The sequence below is a fragment of the Pseudomonas sp. DE0010 genome, assembly GCF_007680745.1.
GTDB lineage: Bacteria > Pseudomonadota > Gammaproteobacteria > Pseudomonadales > Pseudomonadaceae > Aquipseudomonas > Aquipseudomonas parafulva_B.
The window spans coordinates 1-278 of sequence record NZ_VEJQ01000196.1 but is presented as its reverse complement, the minus strand read 5'-3'; the positions used below and the strand labels follow the sequence as shown (position 1 = coordinate 278).

The window sequence follows — 278 nt, the reverse complement described above, 5'->3', positions numbered from 1 at the left end:
AACCTAATCTCCCAACCAGGGGCGTGTCATGTTCAACAAAGGCCTAAAACAAGAACTGCAGCGCCTCCGCGAGCAGGTGGATTCCTTCAAGCGGCTGAAGGCCGAGCTCGACGTGGAAATGCTGGGCCTGGAACTGGATGGCCGCGGGTGCATCTCCGCGGTGAACGCCAACTTCGAAAAGGAGATGGGCGTGCGCGCCGCGGATGTGCTGGGACGCCCCCTGGCGGACCTCATTCCGGCGCACGTCCGCAACCAGGAATACAGCCGCCGACTGCAGC

The 278-nt window shown here is 62.6% G+C and carries 1 pseudogene; it reads left to right on the top strand.

The features are described 5' to 3' along the window. Nucleotides 1-28: 28 nt before the first annotated feature. Nucleotides 29-278: pseudogene (locus FS767_RS22225) on the top strand (PAS domain-containing protein); the annotation flags it as partial.